Origin of the sequence: uncultured Tenacibaculum sp., assembly GCF_947495995.1 — a bacterium.
GTDB lineage: Bacteria > Bacteroidota > Bacteroidia > Flavobacteriales > Flavobacteriaceae > Polaribacter.
Genome location: NZ_CANMAX010000003.1, coordinates 612,675 through 633,092 on the forward strand (window position 1 = coordinate 612,675; position 20,418 = coordinate 633,092).

The window sequence follows — 20,418 nt, forward strand, 5'->3', positions numbered from 1 at the left end:
TTAAATAAACTAAGTTTTTCATATGAATAATAAAGATATCGATAATCTATTTAAAGATACAGTATTAGGACATCCAGCAGGATTGTTTGTACTATTCTTTACAGAAATGTGGGAACGTTTTTCTTACTACGGAATGCGTGCCTTATTTGTTTTATTTTTAATTAGCTCAATTTCTGACGGAGGTTTCGGATGGGCGAAAGCAGATGCATTATCACTCTATGGTACTTATACCATGGGAGTATATTTAACACCTGTATTTGGTGGTTTAATAGCTGATAAGTTATTAGGATACAGATGGGCCGTTATATTAGGAGCTTTAATTATGACTATTGGTCATGCAGCAATGGCTGTAGAAACACCATTGTTCTTTTATATAGGTATTGGATGTTTAATGGTTGGAAATGGTTTATTTAAGCCAAATATGACATCTATTGTTTCTTACATGTATAAAAATCATGAAGAGAAAAAAGATGGAGCTTATTCAATCTTTTACATGGGAGTTAATGCAGGAGCATTTTTAGGTATTATGTTATGTGGATATATCGGAGAAAATTATTCATGGTCATGGGGATTTGGTTTAGCTGGTATCTTCATGTTTATTGGTATGTTACAATTTTATTTTACTCAAAATATTTTTGGAGATATAGGATTGTCGCCTAAAAAAATGAAAGAACTAAACTTAGATGCTATCGGTAAAGATGGTGATCAAGATTTTGTTGAAGAGCCAGCTGATGAAGAAGTTTCTTCTAAAGTAGTTATTGATAGATTAATTGCTGTTGGTGTATTCTGTATTTTTACTGTATTCTTCTGGGCTGCTTTTGAGCAAGCTGGAGGATCAATGACAATTTTCGCTGAAGAATATACGCAAAGAAATTTAACAGGTATTTACGGTACAGTGTTTAAGTATGTAGATGCTTTACTTACAATTTTACCTTTAGGAATTATAACTTATGTACTGTATCTTTTATTTAAAAAGACGTTTGCAAAATTTGCTATAGGTAATATAATTTTATCACTAAGTTTTATTGTGATTTGGGGAATAGTGGGGTGGAAAATTAGTGTAGATTTCGCTAAAGAAAGTGTTGAAGTACCAGCAACTTGGTTTGGTATTTTAAACTCTTTATTTATTATTACACTAGCTCCATTGTTTTCAAAATGGTGGGAGAGTAAGTATAATCTTTCTGGAACTATGAAATATGGATTAGGACTTTTATTATTAGGTCTTGGCTTTGGTTTCTTAGCAATGGGATCTCAAGGAATAGTAGCTGGTGAGCCAATAGTTAAGGTAAGTATGTTTTGGTTAATTGCCGCTTATCTGTTCCATACAATGGGAGAGTTATGTATTTCGCCAGTAAGTTTATCTTACATTAGTAAGTTAGTACCAGCAAAATGGATTGGATTCATGTTTGGAGTTTATTATTTATTCATAGCTATGGGTAATAAATTAGCAGGTACAGTTGGTAGTTATATTGAAGAAATAGAAAAAGCTTATTCAATTTCAGGATTTTTCTTAATCTTCACTGCAATTCCAATTATTGCAGGATTAATTATTGCAGGATTAAGTCCTTTAATGAGAAAATTAATGCACGGAGTTAAGTAATAGAATTTACTCGAACAGAATAAATTGAACCTACCAAGAGAAACTTGGTAGGTTTTTTTGTAAATTTGGAATACTTATTGAGACATATAGAGTATGAAAAATATTTTTTTAGTGGCTGTTTTTGTTGTATCGGCATTCACAGCTAAAGCGCAAGAAGTAAATTGGATGTCTTTTGAAAAGGCATTAGAGTTGAATAAAACTACCCCAAAACCTATTTTAGTCGACTTATATACAGATTGGTGCGGATGGTGTAAACGAATGGACGCTACAACGTATAAAAATGAAGTAATCGTTAAGTTTATTAATGATAACTATTACGCTGTTAAAATGGACGGTGAAGGTAAAGATGATATTACTTTTAAAGGTCAAACATTTAAGTTTGTTCAACAAGGAAAAAGTAAATATCATGAATTAGCTGCTGCTATTATGAAGGGTAAAATGAGTTATCCTTCTACTGCATTTTTTAATCAAGATCAGCAATTAATTCAAACTGTACCTGGTTATTTAGAAAAGAATCAATTCGAAAAAATATTGGCTTATTTCAGTGGTGAAGCATATAAGAGTACGCCTTGGAAAGACTTTGAGAAAAATTTCAAAAGTTCTTTATAAAGAAATTACTCTTTCAAAATATAAGCACCATCCTCATACGTAGTATGAAATGGTGTTTTTTCTTTTTTACATATTTCTTTCCAATGTTTAATATAACTTTTATAATTAGTTCCATCTGCAACTATTTGAATCGGATTTAAATCTCTAATAAGCCTGCTCAAATTAATTTTTGGAGCATGTTTTAAAAGTATTATAAGCTTCCCATTTCTCTTTTCTGAATAAATACCTAAGCTATCAATTACCAATACCTCATGTCTTGATAATTTAAAATAATCTTTACTAGGTGTTATTTCACAACGATTTATTTTTTCATTAGATAAATACGATTGTAAAAATTTTGTTTTATAAATGTCTTTTTGGTTTAAATTACTCATTAAAAGTAATTCTGTTTTATTTCTAAAAGCAGTTATAGAGTTTTTTGCTTTATGAAAAACAATGAATTCTTTTCGGGTATTTGTTTCATACTTTTGATACATATAAGTCGCTTGAATTGAAAGAACACCCGCCAATAAAATAAATATATATTTTACTTTTAGTTTATTGAATATTACTATAGAAATTAGAATTAACATATACCATAAAATCATATTAATAAATGGCATATTGAGATTTGTAAGTACAAACTGCTCGTAAGAAGAAACCCAATTTACAATTGAATTCATTATTGAAATTATTCCACCATAGCATTTAACAAACAAAGAAGGTAAATAATTAATATAAGCTAGCATAAGTATTAGAAAACCAAATCCTAGAATGATACTCAGAAAAGGAATGATAATAAGATTTGCAATTAGAAATAAGCCAGGTATTTGATGAAAGTAATATAAACTAATTGGAAGTGTACCAATTTGTGCGGCTACAGATACTGTAGTCAATTCCCAAAACTTTCTTGTGATTTTAAACTTTGGATTCCAAATTTTAAAAAGGAGAGGTTGTATCCAAATAATACCAAATACAGCTAAATAACTCAATTGAAATCCAATACTAAATAAGAGAAGAGGTTGTATTAGTAAAATGAATATCATGGAACTTACAAGAGAAAATTCAATGGGTTGTTTTACTTGACGAATACTTCCAATAACTACAAAAGTAAACATTGTTGTAGCTCTCACTACAGATGGAGATAAACCTGTGATAAAGGCAAAAATCCACAATAACAATACGATAATCATGCCTCGTATTAGTTTACCTTTTTTGAAAAATAATAGCCATTGTAAAACAAAGTTTAGTAAGTAAAGTATTATACCGATATGAAGACCAGAAATAGCTAAAATATGTATCGCTCCAGCTTTTGTATAACTTTCTTTTAAAGTGTTCGATACTTCTCTACGTTGACCTAATAATAGTGCATTCATTATAGAACGTTGCTCTTTTGTAAATGAATGTTTCTGAAGCTTACTTTCTATTCTATTCCGTATTTGTGAAGCGGTTTCTAACAGTGAAAAATAGCTAGACTGATCGGTTATTGTATAGTTATTATTAATGAATACCTGATGAAATATTCCTTTTTGTTTTAAGTATGCTTTGTAATTAAATTCATGTGGATTCTTTGGTGGTTTTATAGTTATTAACTTTGCCTTAGGAACGATTAAAGTTTTATAAAGAATAGAATCTTTGTTCTTCTTCAAATTTAGATTTACGATAATATCTCCATTAGCAATTGTATTATTTACTTGAATTATTTCTCCAATGAATCTATGATTATATAAGTTTGATTTTAATTGCTCTTTAATCCGTATTACAATCGAGGATTCATTGAATTTTTGATTCGTGTAATGTTTATCATAAAGTTTTGGATTATTAACATACGCAGCGAAATTTCCAATTAGAAAAAATCCTAAACTAAAAAGTAAAATAAATTTTATTGAACTCCTTCTTAAAAGGAAAATAAAAAAGAAGCATATCCATAAACCACCAAGTGATATTAGAATACGAATATCAAATATTGTATACGTGTATTGTGTGTAAATACCAAGTACAATACATAGCAATATGTACGTAGGTAAATACCTAAGTAAATTTTTCATAGCGATGTAAATATATAAAAAATGTGAGAAACGTACTTAAAAAGTATTGTTTTGAAATTTCTTAATCATATTAAATTCTAGTAGGTAAATGTGTCGTTATTTACAATTTTGTAGGTCTAAATTTTAATTAAAAACATTTTTATTGTCTGTTTTTTAATGATTTATTAAAATTAATTGTATTTTTGGTAAACCAGATTGGTTTTCCAGTTTGGTTCACCAACAAATCAAAAACCCCTTAATAAAAAAAATAATGATTAACACAATTTTGAAACAAAAGACAAACATTAGAATTTATACACTATTAGCGTCTTTAGCATTATTATCATGTTCAGATAATGAATTAACCACAAACGAAGAACAATTAAATGATCAAATCTCAACTTCAGCGCTAAAAAGTAGAGTCGTAGATGCAAGTCAAATTACTGTATCAGCAAATGGAGACGATGGTAATATTCCTGAAAATACAATAGACGGAAATCTAAATACAAGATGGTCCTCTAAAGGAAGAACGGGGAAATATATTACTTATGATTTAGGAGAAATCAAAAGAATAGATGCAGTTCGTATAGCATGGTACAAAGGAAGTGAACGAAAAACATATTTTCAAGTTGCTGTAGGAAATACAACATCTTCTTTTAATACAGTTTTGAATAAAAAAACAACCGGATCTTCAGGTAGTACTAATAATTTAGAATTTTATGAATTGCCAGATACAGACGGGAGATTGCTAAGAATTAGAGGTTTTGGAAACTCAAGTAATGATTGGAATAGTATTACAGAGGTAGAGATTATCACCACAGGTTCTGATGGAGTTACAACAGCAGTAAAAGTTCCAGCAAGAATTCAAGCAGAAGATTTTACTGCTCAAAGTGGAACAAGAACAGAAAATACTCAAGACAGTGGCGGAGGTGTAAATGTAAGTTATATTGATACTAACGATTACTTAGAATATGAAATAGATGTTCCTGAAACGAAAGATTACAATTTTGAATTTAGAGTAGCTTCATTAAATAAAACAATAAAATTTGATGTTTTAAGTAACGGAAATCGATTGGCTAGTGTTAGTAAAGAAACTACTTCTGGTTGGCAAAATTGGATTACAACTAAAAAAACAATCCGATTAAATCAAGGTAAACAAACATTACGACTATTAGCTACCGATGGAGGCTGGAATATTAATTGGTTAGAAGTTAAAGAAAGTCAAGGTACAACAGATCCAGATACAAATCCTGGGAATGGTTCTCCAGCTGCTGTTTTAGGCGGATTAAAGAACTGGAAGTTGAATGGGTATTCAGGGACATTAAGTTTAGGAGCTTCAAATAACGGTTTAACTTATGTGGATAAAACTCCAAATCTAGCAACGTTTAGTAATCCAGAGTGGTTTTATACTGATGGAACTTGGACCTATTTTAAAGCTTATCCAGGAAATCCGACTTCTAGTGGTTCTGGTAACCCAAGATCTGAGTTAAGAGAATTAACAGCTAATGGAAATGATAATATTTACTGGGACGGAACAACTAGTAGAGAGCACAGAATGATCTGGAAAGTAAAAGTAGATCGTTTACCTCAATCTGGAAAAGTGTGTTTCGGACAAATACATGATAAAACAGATAAGTTTGATGATGTAATACGTGTGCAATGTCAAGGAGATCCTTTTCAAACTTCTGGAGAGATTACACTTAGAATTAATGGTTATGTAACAGAAGTGTTAGAAGGTGGAGGAAAATCTGTTGGAACTATAAGAATGGGAGAAGAGCTATACTACGAACTTACATATCAAAACAGTATTGTAAAATTATATGAACTAAATAGTAGCGGAAATAGAGTAAAAACTATTTATACATCTAAAAAAGCATCAGCAAAAGAAAATTATTTTAAAGCAGGTTGTTATTTACAATCAGTAAAAGGTAAAAAAGCTCAAGGATCTAAAGATTTCGGTTTAGTAGGAATAAAAGAATTAAAAGTTTTCCATTAAGCGATTTTGAATTATTGTGTACATAGAGCTATTGCAATTTGTCAATAGCTCTATTGTTTTGAACTAAAAAGACCAATCCTTTATAAGAATTGGTCTTTTACAATGTTATGATATTTTTAAAGTTAATTCAAGAAAAACTCAATAGGGAACTCATATTTAGCATCTACTTTTTTTCCGTCTTTTAATCCTGGTTTTAATTTAGGAAGTTTTTCAATCAATCTCTTAGCAGCTTTTTCTAAAATAGCTCCGTCTTTAGGTCCTTTAGCTCTTAAGTTAACAATTTCACCTTTAGTACTAATTACAAAAGAAACATAAACTATACCTTCAATATTATTGTCAATAGCATCTGTAGGATATGCAAAGTTTGCCACAACATGTTTCTTTAATTCAGTAGCAAAACAATCAAATGCATTACCAGATTCAGAAGAACAATTTTTAAATGTCGGAACTTTTTCAAGCTCATCAAAAGCATACACTTTATCAAGTTCAACATTCTTTACTTCTTTTCTAATATTACTTCTTTTAACACCTGGAATGTTAAACTTCATTTTTAAGCTGTATTGAACGTTTACCTTAACTCCACTTTGTTTACCAGGAATAAACCTTGGTAATTTTTTTACAATTCTATTAGCCTCGTCTCTTAATTCTTCTCCTTTATATGGGAATAAAGTATTTGTAATTTCTACATTTCCTTCTTTGTTAATAATAAAGTTTACTAAAACTCTACCTTGTATTCTCTTACGATACGAATTTTTAGGATATACTAAGTTATCGCTAACATGTTTATTAATTTGTGAACTAAAACATTTATTTTGTTTAGCTATGGCAACGTCTTCACAAGAGTCAAATAAAGGAATTTCGTCAACTTTAAAGAAAGAAATTACACCGCGTTCATCAACACCTTCAATATTCAAACTGTTTACGATCTGAGTATTCTTCTTTACGTTTGAAATTTTCTTAGAGAAATTACTATTTATTCCTTTAACTAAATCTTTTTTTCTCTTCACTCTTCGTCTTGAAGAAACTTGAAAAGAAACTTTCTTATTTTTCTTATCCTTACCATTATTTTTTTCAATAGTACATTTCGTAATACTATTTAAATCTAAAGTAGGTTCGTCTTCAGAAGTGTAACAAGTATTTGAATTTTGAGCAAAAATAGTCGTAGTAAGTAATACTAATAAGGGGAAAATAGTCTTCAAAATATTTCTATTTAGGGGATTTAAGGGCGGCAAAAATATGATTTTTAAAATACCTAAATGTTCATAGTGAAGTAATTAATGATTTTTTAAAGGATTTTAAGTTAAGTTAATGTTTATTTAAACAAAAAAACAGCCCTTTTTTGGACTGTTTTTTGTATATGTATATTGAATGTGTCTTATACTAAATTCACAAATAAACCTTCGTCAGTTTTTTCAACTTTAGCTAGGTTGTTTTTAGTTAAGCCTTTAATGGTTTTATCCCATTTTTTGTTACTTAATCCAGATTCAGATTTAAGATCGTTTAAAGCTATTTTTTCAGCCTTTTCAAGAATAGCTAACACTGCTTTTTCTTCATCGTTTAATTCTACTGTTGGAGCTTTCTTCTCAGGTTTCATTTGTGGGAAGAATAACACTTCTTGGATAGAAGGATTGTTAGTTAAATACATAATTAAACGATCCATCCCAATTCCTAATCCAGAAGTAGGAGGCATTCCATACTCTAAAGCACGAATAAAATCTTGATCGATAAACATTGCCTCATCATCACCTTTTTCAGAAAGTTTTAATTGCTCTTCAAAACGCTCACGTTGATCAATAGGATCATTTAACTCAGAATATGCATTTGCGATTTCTTTACCACAAACCATTAATTCGAAACGCTCAGTTAATTCAGGATTATCTCTGTGTTCTTTACATAAAGGAGACATTTCTTTCGGATAATCTGTAATGAAAGTTGGCTGAATGTAGTTTCCTTCACATTTTTCACCAAAAATTTCATCAATTAATTTTCCTTTCCCCATGGTTTTATCAACCTCAATTCCCATTCCCTTAGCAGCTTCAAATAACTCTTCTTCAGATTTTCCATTAATATCGAAACCAGTAAAGTGTTTAATCGAATCAGCCATAGTAACTCTTGCATATGGAGCTTTAAAATCTACTTCATGCTCTCCAAAAGTAGCTTTTGTAGTTCCGTTTACAGCTAAAGCACAATGCTCTAATAACTTCTCTGTAAACTCCATCATCCAGTTATAGTCTTTGTAAGCAACGTAGATTTCCATTGCAGTAAACTCCGGATTGTGAGTTCTATCCATTCCTTCGTTACGGAAGTTTTTAGAGAATTCATAAACTCCATCAAAACCACCAACAATTAATCTTTTTAAGTATAATTCGTTAGCAATTCTCATGTATAAAGGAATGTCTAGAGAATTATGATGTGTTATAAATGGTCTAGCTGCAGCACCTCCAGGAATTGGTTGTAAAATTGGAGTTTCTACTTCAAAATAACCTGCGTCGTTAAAAAACTGACGCATAGCATTAAATAACTTTGTTCTTTTAACAAATACTTCTTTTACATGTGGATTAACAGCTAAATCAGCATAACGTTGTCTATAACGCATTTCAGGATCTGTAAATGCATCATATACTTTACCATCTTTATCTGTCTTTGGTAGTGGTAATGGTTTTAAAGCTTTACTTAATAATTTAAAATCTTTAACCATTACTGTAATTTCACCAACTTGAGTTTTGAATAATTCTCCTTCAAGACCAATAAAATCGCCTAAGTCTAATAATTTTTTAAACAATTCATTATACTTCATTTTGTCTTCACCCGGACAAATTTCATCACGATTAAAGTATATTTGAATTCTACCTTCACTATCTTGCAATTCAGCGAACGAAGCTTTTCCTTGTACCTTCTTAGACATTAATCGACCAGCGATAACCACCTTTTTACCTTCTTCAAACTTCTGTTTAATTTCCTTAGAATTAGAATCTAATGGAAATAAATCGGCTGGATATGGATTAATACCTAGCTCTCGTAATCTAGCTAGCTTCTCTCTACGTACAATTTCTTGTTCTGATAATTGCATTGATATTCGTTTTATGTAATTGAAATTAAAGGCGCAAAGATACAATCAATTGTAGTATTAAACAATTTCCTTTTTTAGATAAAAAAAGTTTTTTTTAAATATTTTTTGGTGGGTAATTTAAAAGTATATATATTTGCAGGCTGTTTTGTTTTAAAAGCAGCGTTTAGTTGTGTTGTTCGGCAAGAAATTGCCAGGTTTTGTTAACCAATGGAAAGCTTCCCTGAGATGGGTTGCTTTTTTTATTTATACTAAAAACTAAAAAGTCCTTCTTTATATTCCCAAACCTTCATAAAGAATAATACAAGATAAATTGTAGCAACTATAAACTTTATTCCTGTAGAAGCTAAGAAGCCTATAAAAGCACCAAAAGAAGCTTTAAGTGCTGCGTTAGTATCTTTACCATCAAAAACAACTTCACCAACAAAAGCTCCACTAAATGCTCCAATTAATATTCCGAATGGAATAGGAGATAGCAACCCTATTATTAAACCTATTGTAGTTCCGTATGCACCATATTTAGATCCACCAAATTTTTTGGTTCCCATTGCAGGAATAAAATAGTCTAGGATAAAAATTTTAATAGCAATAAATAATGTGATTCCTAAAAAAGACCAATTTTGAGGAATCGTCTTGGTTAAGTGTAATATTAATAAACCAAACCAACTGGTTATTGGTCCTGGTAATACAGGTAAAAAAGAACCTACAATTCCTAAACAAATAAATACAAATCCTAATAAAGTCAATAATAAATCCATCTAAATATAAGACGTGAAAAAGTTTAAAATGTTACTTTGTAACTAAGAAATTAGTTTAAACTAATTTTTTAGTTATATTTGTAAAAAACAATTAAAGCTATGAAATGAAACAAGTTATATTTTTTTTGATGTTGATTTTTGTTTTTCAGTCTTGTGAAAAGAAAAAAGATAGAGTAGTTAGCGTACATGAAAATGTAAAGTTTGAAGAACTTAAACAATTGAATTTAGATAAAGCATATGATAATTTATTAAATCCGAATCTATCAACTGATGAAGAGTATACTAAGATTTTGAGCTCTTGGCAAAAGTTTCATGCTAAAGTAAATGCGGTACTAAAAGAAAACGGATTTTCCTGGGATGCTAAAACTCCTTCAGTAACTATAGTGAATAAAGTATATTTTAATAGTGAAGGAAAAGTGAATTATCTTATCGCTAATATTTTGAATGATGTTGTAACGAAAGCTAAAAAAGATGAATATGTAAAGTTGCTTTCAGAAAACATTAATAAACTATCCATAGATTTAAAAAGAGATCATCAATTTGCTCAATGTGGCAAAGTAAAATATAAGAATCATGAGTAAACAATTAACTAAAGCAGAAGAACAAATAATGCAAGTATTATGGACATTAGAAGAGGCTTCTGTAAAAGATGTAATAGCAGAACTTTCTGAACCTAAACCTGCCTATAATACAGTATCTACTATTATAAGGATTCTAGAAACAAAAGAATTTGTAGGACATAAACCTAAAGGAAGAGGTTATGTATATTTTCCGTTGATTAAAAAAGAAGCGTACAGCAATCAAAGTATTCACAAGTTGATGAATGGATATTTTGGCGGATCATTTAAAAGTATGGTTTCATTTTTTATGAAAGAAAATAAGATGGACTTGAAAGAGTTGGAGAGTATTTTAAAAGAAGTAGAGAAGAATAAAAAAGAATAATTATGCTTAATTATATCATACAAGTTATTTTATTTCAGTCTTTGTTCTTAGTTGTATATGATTTAGCATTAAGCAAAGAGACATTTTTCAATAAAAACAGATGGTATTTAATAGGAACCATAATTTTATCTTTTGTGTTACCACTGATTAGAATTACTACGGTTCAAGAAACAGTAAACGAAGAATATTTGGTTTTACTACCAGAGATAATTTTGTCACCAGAAAAAGTTATTGAACAACAACAATGGTATCAATCTATAGATTATTTAGATATCGTCTTTTGGTTAGGGTTGCTAGTTTTTTTGTCAATTTTCTTAATTAAAGTAAAACAGTTATTTACCCTTGTATATAAAAATCATGTAACAAAAAAAGAAGGTTACAGCTTAGTTGCATTGCCAAAGAGTACAAAAGCATTTTCATTTTTCAGTTACATTTTCTTAGGAGAAAATATTACAGATGAGCGAAAAGAAAAAATAATAGCACATGAACTAGTTCACATCCAGCAAAAACATTCTTTGGATTTACTGTTTTTAGAGATACTTAAAATAGTAATGTGGTTTAATCCTATAGTAAGAATTTATCAAAAAAGAATCACATTAGTTCACGAGTTTCTGTCAGATGAAATAGTAAGTAAAACTGCAAATCAAGGCAACTATATCAATAATTTATTATCTGAAGTTTTTCAGGTACAAGAGATGTCGTTTGTCAATCAATTTTATAAAAATTCATTAATAAAAAAGAGAATAGTTATGATGACAAAAAGTAGATCAAAACAAAGTAAGCAATTAAAGTATTTAGTTTTGATACCCGTTTTAATAAGTATGTTGTTTTATACGGCTTGTTCAGAAAAAGAAAATATATCTATTTCACCAGTTTTAGAAACTCAGAAAATATTCACAAGTTTAGATAAAAAACCTGTAGAAACAGATCGACAAAGTTATATGGATTTTTACATGGGTGATAAATTACCTAATACAAAAGAATATTTATTAGAAGAATTGACAGAGGAAGAAAAAGAAGAGTTTTTAGCAATGACAGAAAAGTTTAAAGATAATAGTACTGTACAACTAAAAATTTTCGAAGGATTAAATAACAGAAAAGTAGTCGCATTCTCACTTTTTATCAATAAATCTGAATTAGGAAAATATGAAAGAAAACAAGGAGATATGGTTCCGATGATTGAGTTAGATGTTTTTCCAACTTTTCCAGGTTGTTCAGATGGAGATAAAGATTGTTTTTCAAAAAGTATGATCGCTTATGTAAAAGAAAATTTTGATGTTTCGCTAGCAGATAATTTGAATTTAAGAAAAGGAAAGCAAAGAATTTTTGTGAAATTTAAAATTACAAAGACAGGAAATATTGAAGATATTGAAGTAAGGGCACCTCATCCAGATTTAAAATCTCATGCAGAACAATTAGCAAAAAATCTTCCGCAAATGAAACCAGGAGAAAAAGATAATAAAGTTGTAAATGTAGGTTACGTTTTACCAATTACATTCAATGTACAGTAAAATGAAGTTGTTTAAAGCGTTACTGTTTTGTTTTTATAGTTGTTATCTATTTTCTCAACAAATTCCCGATAGTTTATATCTACCAAATATTACTAAAGAAAATAGAAATGTTACTGTATATGTAGATGCAGCACATAATAATTTTCATACAATAAATAATCGTTTTTATCCTTTTGCTAATGTTTTAAGAAAATCAGGATATAAAGTAGAATCCTTTACAGAGAAATTTTCAAAAAAATCATTAGCAAATATCAAATTGTTAGTTATTTCAAATGCATTGCATGAAAATGCACGAGGTCCGTTTGTAATTCCAACACCAAGTGCTTTTAGTAAAGAGGAAATAAATACGATTAAAGATTGGATTAAAAAAGGAGGAGCTTTGTTTTTAATTGCAGATCATATGCCTTTTGCTGGAGCAAGTGAAGAATTAGGTAAAACATTCGGGTTTCGTTTTTATGATAGTTTCTTATTAGACGAAGATATGAGAGGTATTTTCGATTTTAATAAAAGGAATAAGACGTTAGCTGATCACGATTTAACTAAAGGAACAGTAAGATTCAAAAAAGTAAATTCCGTAAGAACTTTTACTGGTCAAGCATTTCAAATTCCAGACAAAGCAATTTCAATTTTAAAAACAACTGAAAAACAAACTGTTTTTTTACCAGATACAATGTGGAGATTCAACAAAAGCACAAAACGTTTTCCTGCAAAAGAATTATCACAAGGAGCCATTATGAATCTAGGAAAAGGTAGGATCGCAGTTTTTGGAGAAGCAGCAATGTTCACAGCTCAACTTGCCGGAATAAATCGGTTTAAAGTAGGAATGAATTCACTAGAAGCTTCAGAAAATCATATTTTATTGCTGAATTTAATTGAATGGTTAGCAAAAGAATAAAACATTTTATATTGTAAACTTATTAATAGTCCATGAGAAAGAGAATTTTATTAGTTGTAATTGTTATTTTATTTATAAAAGCTGAAGCACAAACTTCAGCTTTTAAAGCGATTGATAGTTTAACTCAAATAGGAAGATATAAAGTAGCACTAACAAAGCTAAAAGAGCAACCAACTTCGTTTGAAGCCGAAAGAAGATTAGCTAATATTTTCTATGCTTTAGATCATCATACAAAAGCGATATCGCATTATAAGAAAGCATTAACTCTTAAAGATGATTATAAAACTAAAATTCGACTAGGAAAGTCACTTTTAATAGAAAAGAGAATTCAAGAAGCGGTCAAGTTGTATGAAGATATTTGTACAGAAGATTCAAATAACCTGTTAGCAAAATATACATTAGGTAAAATGTATTTAAAAGTACGACAGTATAAGAAAGCTCGATTGTTATTTCAAGAATTAATAATGAAAGACGATTCGAATGCGAATTATTATTATCAGTACGCATTAGCGAATCCGCAACCAAAGAAAATTTTTAAACGTATCGATTATTACTTACTAGCGTATAAAAAGAACAATCAACATTTTAATGCGATAGAAAAATTAGCGAGAGGTTTTACTACTATTAAAGACAGAGACTCTGCAAATATATTTATAGAAAAAGGATTAAAGATTCGTCCGAATCATATGGATTTAAACCGATTAAAAATCAATCGTTTATTTATTCAGAAAAAGTATAAAGAAAGCTTAGCTTTATTGTTAAATATCGACTCTATTCAACCAAACGAATTGTACACAAAAAAAATGCTAGGAAGATGTTATTTTAATTTAGAAGAATACGATAAAGCTAAAACTCATTTTCAAAAAGCAAGTCAATTAGATACAGAAGAGTTTAAGAGTTTAATCTATTTAGGAGATATAGCGCTAATTGAAAAGGATACAAAATCAGCAATGTTTTTGTACATGAGAGCTACTCGAAGAGGTAAGAAAAAAAGAGATAGAGCTTACATGGGATTGGCAAATGTTTTTACAGAAATGAAAATGCCCAAAGATGTTTTAACGTCTTATAAAAGTGCTGTTGAAGAAAACCCTAAAAACAGAAAAGCACTTTTTGCGTATGCAAAGCAAACAGATAATTACTATAAAGATAAAAAGCAAGGTTATAAATTATACCAACGTTACAAAGAACGATTTGAAGGCAAAGATTCAATCACAGATATTTTTGTAGAAGCTAGATTAAAACAAATTAAAAAAGATTACTTTTTCAAAGGAGAAGAAATAGAATAACCATTTTTTTCATATTTTCACTCTAAAATTCTTAGAGCGTGCTTTTTAGAACCATCTTTTTTTTAGCTGTAATATCACTGTGCATTTCTTGTGAGTATATTTCTGGTGGAAAAAAAACGAATGTAGTTGCAAACGACACCATAGTTGATTTTTCAACTGTTGATGCTTCACCAGCTTTTATAGAGTGTGCAAAACTTATTGAAGATGAAAGAACTAATTGTTTTCGTGATTTAATAGGAAAGAAGTTTTCAGATAGACTTAAGAATTATAATTTGTCTAGTAACGAAGCAATAAATGAAACTGTAACTGTTGTTCTGATTGTAAATAACAAAGGAGAAATGGAATTGAGTGATGTAATTTACTCGGATGAAATTCAAGAAAAATTACCCAATTTACCAGATGTTTTAGATACAATTGTGTCTACAATGCCAAAGTTATTGCCAGCAACAAAAATAGGAATAGAGGTTACAACTCAGTACGAACTTCCGATACGAATACAAACAAAAGAGTAAAATATACCTGTTTACTCATTCAAAAATTAAGATAACTAAAGCAGATATATATTGTAAAGACTAAATTCTTAATTTTCGCGTTAGTTTTGAAAAAAAAGTTATTCAATGAAAGTAATTTCAAAAATTATTTGCGCTAGCATATGTTTAGCTGTCGCGATAGGTTGTAATTCAGAAAAAGCAAAAAAAGAAGCAGTGATAAAAGCTTTAAATATCGAAAAAGAAATAGCAAAAGATATTAAAGAGAATATCACTAAAGCTTATGTGAGTTCAGAAGAGCTATTTATTAAAGATCAAACAATATCTGTTATCGATGTTGATAAAGATGGTTTGTTAGATGCTGTCGCTTTTCTAAAAATTTTTAACTCAGAAGATAATTCTTTTGTGAAAACAATTGTCACATACTATAAAAACGTCAACGAAAAGTTGGTTTTTAAACATGCAATTGCTCCAGCATATTTTATTTCACCAGCAGATAAAGGAGAACTCATAAAAGGAAATGTAATTTATACTAAAGGAATCAAGCCAAACGATTTAGGAGAATTAAACGAAGCATCATCACTAGATAGTAAAGTTGTAATTAGTGACGAGAATTTGTTTTATAGATCAGGAGAAACTGAAAGTGAAGAAATCAATGAAGAAGAGCCTGTTGCTATAAATGATTCATATAAGTTTACTTCGGCCATAAGCGGACTCATATATAGAGATAAACCAGATGGTAAAGTCTTAGGTAAATTTCCATACGGAAAAGAGTTACATATTATCGAGAAAACAGGAATTGAAAAAACAATTACTGATGCTGGAAATGAAATAACTGGTGAATGGGTTGCCGTTGAATTTGATAAATATTCAAAGAATAAAGTATATGTTTTCGATGGTTTCTTGAAAGAAGAAAACGAATTGGATGTAAGAGAACTTACGAAAAGAACTCCAGCAGTTTTTGAAAAGAGTAGAACTAAAGGATTAATAGTACCAGGAACGTATAAAATCTATGATGAGAAACTAAAGCATACGAGTAGCATAACAGTTGATGCGATTAGTGATGTTTATGTTGTAGAGAAAACAAAATACAAAAGACCTGAATTTAAAAATCAAGAATATTGTAATTGGGCTAATTATGTAGAGGTTGTGTTGGCAAGAGAAAGATTAATCTTATTTGGAGCGAAAATCATTTCGATTTCAAAAGAAGAAAAAATTACCTTAGAAAAGGGTAAAGAAGTTTATCTTGTCTTAGGAGAAAATTATACAGTTGAAGCTTCAGATAAAAATGGATTAACTGGTTGTGATGATTTTAGCGAAGTGTTTATTAAAATGAATAACACATATTCACATATTTACGATAAGAATATATCGGATATGGGAAAGCAAGTTGTAAAGCGATTCTATCATAATGAAGGTGTTTCAGAAGAAATCACTGCAATAAAAGAAAAAGATAATACCATCGAACTTAAAGTAGCACAAAGCTTTCAAGAGGGAACAGGTTCTTATACACTAAAAATATTTAAAGGTGATCAATGGTATTATCAAACAACTGATGTTAAGAGGGAATAATATTTCTTTAGAATAAAAACCAAAGTATAACCATTAATAGTAATGGAGATATTAAAATACCTACAGAGAAAATAATCCAGAAGGTTAACTTCAAACGATTAAATGCTGTAGGTGTTTTTTTTAATAGTAATGCGTTGACTTCATCTACGGTTAAATTCATTATCGATGATTTATCAATTTCCTGATCGATTAATCCGTTGTAATGCAATCCTTTTTTATAGCCATCAATTACTTCTTTTGGATAAAAAAGTAAACTGAATCCCATTGCCCAAATACTCATAATACCAATAGGAAGATGTTTCCAAATTCCTGTAGCAATTTCCCATCCAGCAATATATGCTTCTCCTTTCCAAGTAGTATCACAATCGAAAAGCACATGTTGTATATCATGAATATAAACTACTTTTTTTCTGAATTCTGAGTTGGGTAATTTTAATGAAAACAGTTTAAAATGCAGATAAAAGAAATTCTCATTTTCTCCACCATGTTCAGCAAGGTTATTTTCTATGTAAAAGCTATCTAATTTTTGAGATACTGTCATATATCTATTGTGTTAATGTCGTTAAGTATTGATTACATTAAAATTACAGCTCTTGTTTTGAAGAAAACTTGACAATTATCAAGAAATTATTTTGATTGTTTTTTACAGAGAAAAATTAAAATAGTAGTTTTATAGTCAACTAATTTAACTTGAAATTATGAAAAGAATCGCTAGTTTATTTTTGTTTGTAATGATTTCTACATTAATCGTTGGATGTGCTGTAGAATGGGAGACAAAATTTAATAAAGACGGAGGAGGAAAATATAGTATGATTATCGATATGTCTGCTATGATAGAAATGACTTCTGGAATGTCTAGTAACAAAAAGAAGAAAGAAAACGAACTAAAAGATACTGTAATAGATTTCTCTAAAATTCTAGAGACAAAGAAAGATAGTATTGCTAAACTTCCTATTGAAGAGCAAAAGAAATTAAAGGAGTTAGAAGATTTAAAAATCTCTATTGAAGCAGATACTGCAACAAAGAAAGCTGTTATTCGTATCGATTACGATTTTGATAGTTTAGAAGATTTAAAGTCAGTTGGAGAAAAAATAAAAATGGCTGATCTTGATGAGTTTGTGAAATTAGGAAATAAAAAAGATAGAAAGTCAGATCAAAAAGTTACTGAAGATGAAAAAGACGAAAAATTTCCAGCGATTACAGATATGTTGAACATAGAATATACTAGTTCTAGATTTTCGACTAGAATGACTGAAGAGTCTGTAAAAGAAGTAAAGAAAAACTCAGGAGAAGATAATCCGTTTGCTAGTATGATTAAGTTTAAAATGAGATATATTTTTCCTTACAAGATTAAGAGTGTAAGTAACGAAGATGTAAGAATTCTTTCAAGCTTTAAAGGAATAGAATTTGATGCAAGTGTCTCAGATTTAAGTAAAAATCCAGAATACTTAAATGTTGATGTAGAATTCGAGAAAGAATAAAAACACAACAACAATATTTTAGTGAGTTTTATGAAGCGTTAAGTATTTTCACTAACGATTTATAAAACTCATTTTTATTTGCATTATCTGGTAATCCGGCAACTTGTCCGTCTCCTAATTCCATAATAATCCATTCGCCATTTTTCTTTTGAGTAATATCCATTGTGAAAAAGTTACTCTCCACATTATTAGCAATGCTAATAAACTCATCTAAGTTAGGTTGTAAATCCCCATAATCACCTTCATCCCAATAATTGAAAACCTGAACAACTTTTTTGTTCAAAAAGAAGATTCTAAATTCCTTTGTTAAAGGCATATCACTTTTAGAATGTTTTGTAAGAAATTCAAGTTCTTCAAACTTCCTAAAGACTAGACCTTCATTTAAAGAGTCGCCACGTAATTCAATAAAGGTTGAAGTTATTTTCTTGACATTGTTTTCATCAGAAGCATCGGGAATAAAACAAGCTTCATTCCAATGATGTTTTTCAGATTTCACATAATCTTTTACAATAATAGCATTTGTGCCAAATGATTTAGCCATTTTTAAAATAGAAGCTTCATCAAGAGTGTTCGTCCACTCAGACTTAGGAGTTTTTGATTCTATAACGTGGTAAGAATTGGGTAAATAATGACAATGTTGGTAAGAAGTCGGAGTATTAATTAATCGAACTCCTTTATCTAAAAGTCCGTGATATAAATCAGCATATATTTTTGGAGTAAGCATCCAACCTCTGTAAATTCCTATTTCTTCACTTTTCGAAGGTTTTACAAGTTTTAAAGCGCCTTTAATATCGTTTTCTAATAAAGTTTCAAAACTAATTAAAGAATAATCGAACGCTTCGTTTAACGCAGCATTTAATTCAGCCTGATAATCGGGTTCTATAGTTTTATGATCAAAAACAGCATCACAATAAATAATTCTCATAGCTTTTAAATGTTTATAATCCGGTTGATCTTAAAGTTTCTTCTTCCCAGTTCAGTATTATGTATGAGGTTAATTTGTCTTTGGAGAAACTTAGCTTGGAATTTATTTTATGATAGGATATCTTTTTTAAAAATTCAAACCGAATACCAGAGTTGAAGTTATTTAAAGCATTCTGATTTATGGGTAGAATTTGTGAAATACTTAAATCCGAATTTACGATCACTTTGTATATAAAGTAGCCTGTAAGCTTTTTATTAAATAAACTGTTTTTAATTTTTCCGTTAAAACGTTGTTTTAAGTTCGTGTCAACAACTTCTAGTCTACGTTGTTTAAGTAGGTTTATATTCTTAATGGAAGAAGGGTTAAAAGCTGTACATAAAGAAATTTCAATTTGTCCATTTTCATTCTTACTGCCTAGAATAAAGTAAGATGTATTTTCTTCAGGTATAAAATTACAAGAACTTCCTTTTTGACTGTTTATAAAGATCTTTTGTACTGTATTGCCTTTAAATAATTCTTGAATTTTAACTTCGGAGGCGTAAAGTCCATAATCATTAATTTCTATTAAATTTTCAAATTGAACTGTTCCAATAAAATCGAAATACGAATATGCGTTTATAAAACTAATGTTAGGGCAACTACAACTAAAAGAATTAAAAGTTGTGCATAAACATAAAAGAATAACGTAATATCTAATTTGTGTTTTCAACATATTATTTTCCTCTAATTCTACTAAAAGTTTCAGGAGTCATCCCTAAAAAAGAAGCCAAGTGTTTAGCTGGAACTCTATTAAAAAGTTCTGGCTTTTTAAGAAACAGTTCGTCGTAGCGTTCTTGTGAAGTATGTAACAAAAGACTGTCTAAGCGTTCTGCTAAATTGATGTATAATTTCTCAAGAAATAATCTTCCTAAATGTTCAAGTTTATGACTTTTTGCAGAGAGTTTTTCAAGTTCTTCTCTTGAAACCATAAAACAAGTAATATCTTCAATAGCTTCTATGTTGTATTTGCTTTTCTTTTGCTGAATAAAGCTATCAATTGCTGTAATACTTTCCTGTTCTTGAGCAATATGAACTGTAATATCTTTTCCTTCTCTAAAATAAAAAACACGTCCAATTCCTGAAATGATGATATAGAAATGTTTACAGATACTATTTGCAGGATGAATTAATTCTCCTTTTTTAAACTCTTTGTAGACAGCAATTTTTTCTAAAGCATCGGTTATTTCTTTATGTTGAAGCAAGAATTCTGCATTTTTAAGAAATTCTTCCATAGCATTTGGTG

Annotated in this window: 19 protein-coding genes; 11 read left to right on the plus strand and 8 right to left on the minus strand. The window is 29.4% G+C overall.

All coding sequences use genetic code 11. The features are described from left to right. The first annotated feature begins 22 nt into the window (after positions 1-22). Complete coding sequence (locus Q1A15_RS12100; protein ID WP_299623931.1) at positions 23-1,600, plus strand: peptide MFS transporter; 1,578 nt, start codon at positions 23-25, stop codon at positions 1,598-1,600. Between the two features lie 93 nt (positions 1,601-1,693). Further along, positions 1,694-2,209, plus strand: a complete 516-nt coding sequence (locus Q1A15_RS12105; RefSeq protein WP_299623934.1) for a DUF255 domain-containing protein — start codon at positions 1,694-1,696, stop codon at positions 2,207-2,209. A 5-nt stretch (positions 2,210-2,214) separates the two neighbouring features. Here Q1A15_RS12105 and Q1A15_RS12110 read toward each other — a convergent pair whose 3' ends face one another. After that, a complete protein-coding gene (locus Q1A15_RS12110; RefSeq protein WP_299623937.1) occupies positions 2,215-4,236 on the minus strand; it encodes a ComEC/Rec2 family competence protein in 2,022 nt (673 codons plus the stop codon). A 250-nt stretch (positions 4,237-4,486) separates the two neighbouring features. Here Q1A15_RS12110 and Q1A15_RS12115 point away from each other — a divergent pair, with 250 nt between their 5' ends. Next, positions 4,487-6,211: a polysaccharide lyase family 7 protein gene (locus Q1A15_RS12115; protein ID WP_299623940.1), complete on the plus strand. Its 1,725-nt coding sequence runs from the start codon at positions 4,487-4,489 to the stop codon at positions 6,209-6,211. A gap of 122 nt (positions 6,212-6,333) precedes the next feature. On the opposite strand, the gene Q1A15_RS12120 is transcribed toward Q1A15_RS12115, so the two are convergent. The 3 genes from Q1A15_RS12120 to Q1A15_RS12130 form a co-directional block, all read right to left on the minus strand. Beyond that, complete coding sequence (locus Q1A15_RS12120; RefSeq protein ID WP_299623943.1) at positions 6,334-7,410, minus strand: energy transducer TonB; 1,077 nt, start codon at positions 7,408-7,410, stop codon at positions 6,334-6,336. A gap of 176 nt (positions 7,411-7,586) precedes the next feature. Continuing rightward, positions 7,587-9,281, minus strand: coding sequence for a lysine--tRNA ligase (gene lysS, locus Q1A15_RS12125; RefSeq protein WP_299623946.1), 1,695 nt, complete (start codon positions 9,279-9,281; stop codon positions 7,587-7,589). A 248-nt stretch (positions 9,282-9,529) separates the two neighbouring features. Then, complete coding sequence (locus tag Q1A15_RS12130) at positions 9,530-10,036, minus strand: DUF456 domain-containing protein (protein ID WP_299623949.1); 507 nt, start codon at positions 10,034-10,036, stop codon at positions 9,530-9,532. A 104-nt stretch (positions 10,037-10,140) separates the two neighbouring features. Here Q1A15_RS12130 and Q1A15_RS12135 point away from each other — a divergent pair, with 104 nt between their 5' ends. From Q1A15_RS12135 to Q1A15_RS12165, 7 genes are all read left to right on the plus strand, one after another. Beyond that, positions 10,141-10,617: a hypothetical protein gene (locus Q1A15_RS12135; RefSeq protein WP_299623952.1), complete on the plus strand. Its 477-nt coding sequence runs from the start codon at positions 10,141-10,143 to the stop codon at positions 10,615-10,617. Next, the gene (locus Q1A15_RS12140; RefSeq protein WP_299623955.1) at positions 10,610-10,978 is read left to right on the plus strand and encodes a BlaI/MecI/CopY family transcriptional regulator; all 369 of its coding nucleotides are present in this window, start codon (positions 10,610-10,612) and stop codon (positions 10,976-10,978) included. Before Q1A15_RS12135 ends, Q1A15_RS12140 begins: the two co-directional genes overlap by 8 nt. A 2-nt stretch (positions 10,979-10,980) precedes the next feature. Then, positions 10,981-12,489, plus strand: a complete 1,509-nt coding sequence (locus Q1A15_RS12145; RefSeq protein WP_299623958.1) for a M56 family metallopeptidase — start codon at positions 10,981-10,983, stop codon at positions 12,487-12,489. A 1-nt stretch (position 12,490) separates the two neighbouring features. Continuing rightward, entirely contained in the window at positions 12,491-13,384 is an 894-nt protein-coding gene (locus Q1A15_RS12150) for a DUF4350 domain-containing protein (RefSeq protein WP_299623962.1), read from the plus strand. Between the two features lie 32 nt (positions 13,385-13,416). Next, positions 13,417-14,670, plus strand: coding sequence for a tetratricopeptide repeat protein (locus tag Q1A15_RS12155; RefSeq protein ID WP_299623966.1), 1,254 nt, complete (start codon positions 13,417-13,419; stop codon positions 14,668-14,670). A 38-nt stretch (positions 14,671-14,708) separates the two neighbouring features. Further along, positions 14,709-15,182 (plus strand): hypothetical protein, encoded by a 474-nt coding sequence (locus tag Q1A15_RS12160; RefSeq protein WP_299623969.1) that lies wholly within the window; start codon positions 14,709-14,711, stop codon positions 15,180-15,182. A gap of 105 nt (positions 15,183-15,287) precedes the next feature. Further along, entirely contained in the window at positions 15,288-16,730 is a 1,443-nt protein-coding gene (locus tag Q1A15_RS12165) for a hypothetical protein (RefSeq protein WP_299623972.1), read from the plus strand. Between the two features lie 7 nt (positions 16,731-16,737). Here Q1A15_RS12165 and Q1A15_RS12170 read toward each other — a convergent pair whose 3' ends face one another. Next, positions 16,738-17,271, minus strand: a complete 534-nt coding sequence (locus Q1A15_RS12170) for a hypothetical protein (protein ID WP_299623975.1) — start codon at positions 17,269-17,271, stop codon at positions 16,738-16,740. Positions 17,272-17,428: 157 nt separating this feature from the next. Here Q1A15_RS12170 and Q1A15_RS12175 point away from each other — a divergent pair, with 157 nt between their 5' ends. Further along, positions 17,429-18,211 carry a hypothetical protein gene (locus Q1A15_RS12175; protein WP_299623978.1) on the plus strand — a complete coding sequence of 261 codons (783 nt, stop codon included), beginning with the start codon at positions 17,429-17,431 and terminating at the stop codon, positions 18,209-18,211. Positions 18,212-18,239: 28 nt separating this feature from the next. Here Q1A15_RS12175 and Q1A15_RS12180 read toward each other — a convergent pair whose 3' ends face one another. Genes Q1A15_RS12180 through Q1A15_RS12190 form a run of 3 tightly spaced genes read right to left on the minus strand, consistent with a single transcriptional unit; the run spans position 18,240 to position 20,407 of the window. After that, positions 18,240-19,136: an ATP-grasp domain-containing protein gene (locus tag Q1A15_RS12180; RefSeq protein ID WP_299623981.1), complete on the minus strand. Its 897-nt coding sequence runs from the start codon at positions 19,134-19,136 to the stop codon at positions 18,240-18,242. Positions 19,137-19,149: 13 nt separating this feature from the next. Next, positions 19,150-19,848 (minus strand): hypothetical protein, encoded by a 699-nt coding sequence (locus Q1A15_RS12185; RefSeq protein WP_299623984.1) that lies wholly within the window; start codon positions 19,846-19,848, stop codon positions 19,150-19,152. 1 nt (position 19,849) lies between these two features. Further along, positions 19,850-20,407 carry a Crp/Fnr family transcriptional regulator gene (locus Q1A15_RS12190; protein ID WP_299623987.1) on the minus strand — a complete coding sequence of 186 codons (558 nt, stop codon included), beginning with the start codon at positions 20,405-20,407 and terminating at the stop codon, positions 19,850-19,852. Positions 20,408-20,418 lie beyond the last annotated feature (11 nt).